This is a genomic window from Leptolyngbya cf. ectocarpi LEGE 11479 (assembly GCF_015207065.1).
GTDB classification, from domain to species: Bacteria; Cyanobacteriota; Cyanobacteriia; order Phormidesmidales; family Phormidesmidaceae; genus Leptothoe; species Leptothoe ectocarpi.
The window spans coordinates 1-7,646 of record NZ_JADEXP010000314.1 but is presented as its reverse complement, the minus strand read 5'-3'; the positions used below and the strand labels follow the sequence as shown (position 1 = coordinate 7,646).

Annotated in this window: 7 protein-coding genes; 6 read left to right on the top strand and 1 reads right to left on the bottom strand. The window is 49.6% G+C overall.

Translation table 11 applies throughout. From position 1 onward, the window contains the following. The 3 genes from IQ260_RS24040 to IQ260_RS24030 form a co-directional block, all read left to right on the top strand. Positions 1-984 (top strand): glycosyltransferase (locus IQ260_RS24040; RefSeq protein ID WP_193995613.1); only part of this gene is annotated, 984 nt, incomplete at its 5' end. A gap of 31 nt (positions 985-1,015) precedes the next feature. Then, entirely contained in the window at positions 1,016-2,458 is a 1,443-nt protein-coding gene (gene wbaP, locus IQ260_RS24035; protein ID WP_193995612.1) for an undecaprenyl-phosphate galactose phosphotransferase WbaP, read from the top strand. After that, positions 2,448-3,725 (top strand): O-antigen ligase family protein, encoded by a 1,278-nt coding sequence (locus IQ260_RS24030; protein WP_193995611.1) that lies wholly within the window; start codon positions 2,448-2,450, stop codon positions 3,723-3,725. Before wbaP ends, IQ260_RS24030 begins: the two co-directional genes overlap by 11 nt. A 91-nt stretch (positions 3,726-3,816) precedes the next feature. Here IQ260_RS24030 and petL read toward each other — a convergent pair whose 3' ends face one another. Continuing rightward, positions 3,817-3,912: a cytochrome b6-f complex subunit PetL gene (gene petL, locus IQ260_RS31965; protein ID WP_456152056.1), complete on the bottom strand. Its 96-nt coding sequence runs from the start codon at positions 3,910-3,912 to the stop codon at positions 3,817-3,819. 213 nt (positions 3,913-4,125) lie between these two features. On the opposite strand from petL, the gene leuC reads away from it, so the two are divergent. The 3 genes from leuC to IQ260_RS24015 all read left to right on the top strand — a co-directional run. Continuing rightward, complete coding sequence (gene leuC, locus IQ260_RS24025) at positions 4,126-5,529, top strand: 3-isopropylmalate dehydratase large subunit (RefSeq protein WP_193995610.1); 1,404 nt, start codon at positions 4,126-4,128, stop codon at positions 5,527-5,529. A 311-nt stretch (positions 5,530-5,840) separates the two neighbouring features. Further along, positions 5,841-6,473 carry a Crp/Fnr family transcriptional regulator gene (locus tag IQ260_RS24020; RefSeq protein ID WP_193995609.1) on the top strand — a complete coding sequence of 211 codons (633 nt, stop codon included), beginning with the start codon at positions 5,841-5,843 and terminating at the stop codon, positions 6,471-6,473. A gap of 564 nt (positions 6,474-7,037) precedes the next feature. After that, positions 7,038-7,646: alpha-amylase family glycosyl hydrolase (locus tag IQ260_RS24015; protein WP_265579581.1), on the top strand; the 609-nt coding region annotated here is incomplete at its 3' end.

The following is a 7,646-nucleotide window of genomic DNA, read 5'->3' as shown; positions in this document are numbered from 1 at the left end:
GGCCATCGTTCGGTTCAAACGTCGTTTATTCAGAGGTTGCCGTTGGCTAAACGGGTATTTCGGCAGTATTTGCCCCTGATGCCGTTGGCAGTTGAGCAGTTTGATTTATCTGCCTATGATGTGGTGATTTCTAGCAATCATGCGGTGGCTAAGGGGGTCCTAACAGCGCCTCATCAGCTGCATGTTAGCTATGTACACACACCCGTTCGCTATGCCTGGGATTTGCAACATCAGTATTTGCGGCAGGCTGGTTTAGAGCAAGGTGTTAAGGGTGCGATTACCCGCTTGATTTTGCACTATCTTCGGCTGTGGGATAGCACTAGTGCCAATCGGGTGGATCGATTTGTGGCGAATTCACAGTTTATTGCTAAACGAATTTGGCGAGCCTATCGGCGACCGGCAACGGTAATTTATCCACCTGTGGATGTGTCTCGGTTTGATTGGCAGCATCCTCGTGAAGAGTTTTATTTAACGGTGTCTCGGTTTGTTCCCTATAAGCGCGTAGACCTGACGGTGGAGGCATTTAACCGGCTAGGACTACCGCTGGTGGTGATCGGAGACGGGTCTGATTGGCAACGGATTAAGGCAATGGCAGGGCCAACGATTCGTTTATTGGGGAAGCAGCCGGATGCAGTAGTCACGGACTATATGCAACGATGTAAGGGGTTTATTTTTCCAGCAGAGGAAGATTTTGGAATTACCCCCGTGGAAGCTCAAGCAGCTGGAGCTCCGGTCATTGCTTTTGGGCGAGGCGGGGTAGCTGAAACAGTAATCCATGGTAAAACGGGTGTGCTGTTCACTGAACAGACAGTTGAGAGTCTGGAACAGGCCGTAAAATCCTTTGATATGGGTATGTATGAATTAAATCGAGATAACCTACGGCATCAGGCGGAGCAATTCTCCATTGAGCGCTTTCACGAGCAATTTCGTACCTGTATTGACCAAACCTATACAGGCTTCCTGCAAGGTAATCCCGTAGAGTAATTAGGTTATCGCCCTCGGCCCAGTTTTAATCATGACGCTCTCCCAGCCGACTCAACCTGCGATCGCACCGCTCAAAGTCAACGCTCACCCCGGCTATATGGTGACAGCGTTAGTCACGAGCGACGCTCTGTGTTTGAGTTTTGCCGGCATTGCCAGCGTTTATGTCCGTCTGTGGTTTAACGGCCAATATGAACCGTCCCTTTACTGGGAGCTGTGGCCTTTACTAGGTCTATTTCTCTTAGGCTATGGTCTAGCAGGCCTATACCCTGGCCACGGCATTGGCCCAGTAGAAGAGTTACGACGTCTGACATTAACCACAACGCTGCTCTATCTCACCCTGGGGTCAGCCATCTTTCTGTTTCGTGATTTAGAGCTATATTCCCGAGCCGCATTTCTCATGGCCTGGGGACTATCAGTTATCTTGCCATTGCTCGGTCGATATTCCCTGCGTGCTCTAGTGGCCAAACGATCCTGGTGGGGTTATCCAGTGTTGGTCCTAGGAGCGGGTGAAACCGGTGCCCTGGTCATTCGCACACTGCACCGCCAGCCATCCCTGGGGCTTAAGCCCGTGGCCGTACTTGATGATGATGTCAACAAACACGGCAGTCTTGAAGGCGTCCCTGTCATTGGCAATTTGGCCCAGGCTCCAGTACTCGCTAACCGCAATCAAATTCCCTACGCCATTGTGGCCATGCCAGGGGTCCACCGTGACCGATTGTTATATGTAGTCCAGCGCTACGGTCGGGCCTTTCCTCACTTGTTGATTATTCCCGATCTCTTTGGCATGGCCAGTTTGTGGGTGGCGGCTCGCGATCTCGGCGGTGTGCTGGGTCTCGAATCTAGACAGCAGCTGTTGCTACCGGGACCAAAACTCGCTAAAAGCCTACTCGACCAATGTTTAACCGTGCTTGTTGGTTTAGCTTCTTTGCCCCTGATTTTGCTAATTGCCTTAGCGATTCGCCTCGACTCATCAGGGCCAATCTTTTATGCCCAGGTACGGATTGGCCGCCGAGGTCGCCCCTTCAAAGCCTGGAAATTTCGCACCATGGTGCCCAATGCCGACAAAGTGCTCAAGGACTATCTACAAAGTCAGCCAGAGCTGCGCAATCACTGGAATCAAGACCGCAAACTCAAATATGACCCTCGCATTACCCGCTTAGGCCAATGGCTGCGACGCACCAGTTTAGATGAACTGCCCCAGCTCTGGAATGTTTTACGGGGTGAAATGAGCCTGGTGGGACCACGACCCATTGTTCATGATGAAGTGCGTCGCTATGCCGACAAGTTTGAACTCTATACCCAGGTACTACCCGGACTTACAGGGCTATGGCAGGTGTCAGGACGGAATAATATCACCTATGAAGAGCGGGTTAATCTAGACGCCTATTACGTCCGGAACTGGTCAGTTTGGCTAGATCTCTATATTCTAATTCGTACAGTATGGGTGGTCTTAATGGGGGACGGTGCGTATTAACTCAACCCGATCCACAGAGAAATTTTTAGCTATCGTTCGATCAGGCCCCGGTTACGACTGGCTATGGTTAGGCGCTTTGGTGGTGCTTCCCTTTGCCAGCTATCTGGGTTTAGCCATTCTAGTAGCCCTGATGCTAACAGCCCTATGGCAGCGATTTCACACTATTGCTAGAACGCTGTGGCAAATGGGGTATGGTCTGTTAACCCTGGGTCTGATAATCAGTGCCTGTTTGGCCGTAAACCGTGGGGATGCTTGGCTGCAGCTAGCTAATTTTTTGCCCTACTTTTTGCTGGTGGGTGTGCTGACAACAGCACCTCGTTTTCGACCACCCAGCATGACATTGACCACCATAGCCCAGGCCTTGGTGCTCGGATCATTGCCCTTTAGCGTTGCCGCTTTGGTTGAGTATATTGTCAGATTCCCAAACATCGCTGAGCGAGTCAGCGACTGGTCTATATTTCGGTGGGTCTTTGACGTGAGTTTTGCTGGGCACCGTGCCCATGGAGGTCTTAGCCACCCCAATATTTTGAGTAACTATTTGATCATTGTGTTAGGGCTAGGGTTGGGGCTACTGGTAGGTCATCTGCGTTTGGGATTAAAACAATCTTCTGAGCTGACGGCTACCCTTGCCATAGCAACCAGTCTGGCGGGTTTGGGCATCTTTTGCACCAGTTCTCGAAATGGACTGATTACGGCGGTCTTTTTGTTGCTGGTGGCTGGCTACTGGGTAAGACGCTACCGCTGGGTATGGACAGTGGGGTTCATAATCCTCAGCGCCCTAGCCACAGGACTTTTGTTTATGGGGTTTGGTGGGCGGGCCGTAAACCTTAATCTATTTATCCAGGACCCGCGGATAGCCGCCTGGCAGATAGCGCTTGATTTAATCCAGCAGAGGCCCTTGGTCGGCTGGGGACTAGGTGGGTTTAGTCACCAATATGTCCCCTTTAGCGTGACTGACCACGAGCGTCTGTTCCATCCCCACAATCTTTGGCTTTATCTCGCTGGAGACACAGGTATCCCAACTATGGTGCTGTTTTGCTGGGTAGTGGGACGTACCTATGCTGCAGGCATTTGTCGCCTGATAGTAGCTAACGATAGTCCTGTATTGCTGAGCTATATTTTGGCGTTTACCGGATGTATGCTGTTTAGCCTTTTTGATGTCACCCTTTTTGATGCTCGTATTAATGTACTCAGTTGGTTTTTGCTAGCTGGTATTGGAGTTTTGACTAGCAAAAACTACTCGAACGCCTGGGTGAGACATGGTTGAAATAGTGGAAGCAACCCTAATGCCCAAGGGACAGGGAAGCACGTGTCTTCCCTGTCCCTTGGTTGAATGAATCTCAAATTTTAGGGCCGCCTTAGATGAGTTTTGCAGTCTTAAATGCGTAGTACAGGCCAAGACCAGCGCCTGCTGCACCAAATAGAAGAACCAAATAAACTACTGCTCCAGCCATCACTAAACTCCCGTCTTAAAAACAAAAAAGCAAAAACAAAAAGCCGCATCTTTAAGTATTGAATCACGTTCGCTGACCGTTTGTCGCGCACGGGGCGCGCAGGGTTTGTTGCCAATGGCGAGTCTGAACCGCTCTCAGCTACGACATAGAAGTGGACCTCTAAGGCTAGAATAGATACCTTAGTAGCTGTTTTTGGTCAGACAGAGGCGACGCATGAGCAAGGGTACGTTATTCGATAAGGTTTGGGATCTGCATACGGTCACGACACTGCCTTCAGGGCAAACCCAGCTTTTTATTGGTCTGCACCTGATCCACGAGGTCACTAGCCCCCAGGCCTTTGCTATGCTGCGCGATCGCAACCTCCAGGTCATGTTTCCTGAGCGCACTGTCGCCACCGTTGACCACATTGTCCCCACCGACAGTCAGGCTCGCCCCTTCGCCGACAGCCTAGCTGAGGACATGATTGCGGCTTTAGAGAGCAACGTACAATCCAACAACATTCGCTTTTTCAATGTCGGCTCGGGTCGCCAGGGCATTGTCCATGTGATTGCCCCTGAACAGGGTCTGACTCAACCAGGCATGACCATCGCCTGCGGTGACAGCCATACCTCTACCCATGGTGCCTTTGGTGCCATTGCCTTTGGCATCGGCACCAGCCAGGTGCGAGATGTCCTCGCCTCCCAGACTCTCTCCCTTGAAAAGCTGAAGGTTCGCCGGATTGAAGTCAATGGCCCCCTGGCTCCTGGCGTCTATGCCAAAGACGTCACCCTGCATGTTATTCGAACCCTGGGAGCAAAAGGCGGAGCGGGCTATGCCTATGAATATGCTGGCAGCACCATTGAAGCCATGTCCATGGAAGAACGCATGACCCTCTGCAACATGTCCATTGAGGGTGGAGCCCGCTGTGGCTATGTCAATCCCGATCAGGTTACCTACGACTATCTCAAGGGACGTGAGTATGCCCCCAAGGAAGACGCCTTCAGTCAGGCCGTTACTTGGTGGGATAACCTACGTAGCGATATCGACGCCGAGTACGATGATGTCGTCGTTTTTGATGCGCAAGAGATTGCTCCGACCGTTACCTGGGGCATTAGCCCCGATCAAGCCATCGGCGTAGATGAAACCATTCCCAAACTGAACGCTTTTACCCCAGACGAGCAACCGCTGATTCAAGAAGCCTACAGCTACATGGACTTGGCCCCGGGGCAGCCGATGCTTGGTACCCCTATTGATGTCTGCTTTATCGGCAGCTGTACCAACGGTCGTCTCAGCGATTTAAGAGAAGCTGCAAAAGTAGCGGAAGGGCGTCAGGTCGCCAAAGGCATCAAAGCCTTTGTGGTATCAGGCTCAGAACAGGTCAAACAGCAGGCTGAAGCAGAGGGGCTAGACAAAATTTTTGTAGAGGCGGGCTTTGAATGGCGAGAGCCTGGCTGTTCCATGTGCCTAGCGATGAATCCCGATAAGCTGCAGGGCCGTCAAATCAGCGCGTCCTCATCAAACCGAAACTTTAAAGGACGCCAGGGCTCTGCTTCAGGTCGGACGTTGCTGATGAGCCCAGCTATGGTAGCCCTCGCCGCTATCAATGGCCAGGTTAGCGATGTCCGTAGCCTGGCATAGACCTCATCACCTCTCTCCTCACCGTCACAACAATTTCTCTAACAAAATATAAACTGCAGTAATCAAAAGGTTTCTCTTTTCTTAACCTTTTGATTACCTTCTGTTAAGTCCTGGCTTTAATCATGTCGGTAATATCGATTCAAATGATTACCAACTCATGGTGCCAGCGATTCATCTGTGCTGATGGATGATATCGAAAAGTAGACGTACCAGTTTTATATTTAGCAGAGTGATTCAAGCATTGCCGTTGGCTAAAATACATCTCTGCTGTCGATTGCTCGTATAGCATTCACAGGGGCTCAGTTTTTTCTATGTCAGTATCGCAGCTCACCCAAAGAACCCGCACATCAGATCACTATATTGCACTGCTAGAACAGCTCTACCATGAGCGCAACTTAACCCCATTTACAGCGGGGCAAAGCATTCCTCTAAGGTGTGGTGAAATCTATGTAATCTGTCGAGGCATTGTGCAGTTACACACAATCCACCCCGATGGCAGTGAAACATTGCTAGGACTAGCCGGGCCATCCATGCCCTTTGGCCTGAGTTTGACCGGAGTAAGCCCTTACTGGGCAACAGCTCTGACACCAGCAGATGTTTTGCCCCTAGCCATGGCAGAACTAGAAAATTCTCCAACGTTGATGGCAGGTTTATTTTCCCATCTCTCCCGGCGTCTTCAGCAGTCAGAAGCCTGGCTGGCCCTATCGGGTAAACGCTTAGTAGCCGATCGTCTACGACAGCTTTTAATTATGCTGGCCCAAGAATTTGGTCAGGTAGAGCCCCAAGGTGTGAAGCTCACCATACGCTTAACCCATCACCAACTGGCAACAACTATTGGTACAACTCGCGTAACGGTTACACGATTGCTTAGGGACTTTCGTAAAGAAGGGTGGCTAAACATTCATCAGCGCTATTTGATCCTGCCCTTAAGCATGCTGAGCTGAACTTATTAAGGCGAGCACATACGGTAATGCGCAGACATATTTAGTAGAGGGTGATTTGGAATCTTGCCAAGTCGCCCTTTTGCTTTAGATTTGCAGCGGTCCTTTGTCTGGATTTCATAACTTTATTCAGCCTAAAGTGTGACAGCGCTAAATTTTTGATCTTCTATAGTGTTCAGGACAGTCTAGGCGTTTACAGAGGCTTCAGAGTTTGTTGAGAGATGTGAAGCACTCTCGATCTCTGTACTTACGTCAAGACCTTTCTAAAAACCGATGATAATCTAGGTACTCGTAACCGCAGCCCAGATCGTTTAGTTATTAGTCTTACTAATAACCCCGCTACACAGACTTTTTTGGTAGTGAATTATCTAGCGACCTGGGTTAAGCTGTCCCAAATAGACATTAACTGAATCCAGTTATTCAGAAGCCTCGCTAGACATTCAAATCATCGGGAATACTCAAAAGCTTTGGGGAGCAAGTGTTTTATCTTGAGCCCTACGATTTTTTGTAAGCATTTACGCTTATGCACCTTTAGTGCTTGCCCACAACATACTGCACATCATATTTATGTTGACAACGTCTAAAACCGCCGTATCCTTTAATCAATTTACCGCCAAGGTTCACCCTCTACTAAGCCAGATTTATGCGGAAGAGCAAATTGATACGCTTCTCCTCCGGCTGTATGACCTGACCAAAGACCATCTTAAAGCCTATTCTCAGGAAGATTTAGGCAAATGGGATCAAGATAAGATTTTGCTTATCACCTATGGTGACAGCATTTGCAGTGATGAAACATCTCCCCTCCAAACCCTTCACGAGTTTCTCAACACTCACTTGCGAGAAACCATTACCGGCGTTCACATTCTGCCATTTTTTCCCTACAGTTCTGATGATGGCTTTGCTGTGATTGACTTTTTAGAGGTTAATCCTAACCTGGGTGACTGGACTGATGTTGAAGCTGTTGGACGCAACTTTAACTTGATGTTTGATCTAGTTGCAAACCATGTTTCTAGCCAAAGCGGCTGGTTTCAGCAGTTTAAGCAAGATGAGCTGCCAGGTCGTAACTATTTTATTAGTTTGCCAGATGATACGCCAACAGCAGATGTTGTCCGGCCCCGCAGCAGCCCGTTGCTCACACCAGTAGAAACAGCTCAGGGCACAAAACATGTATGGACC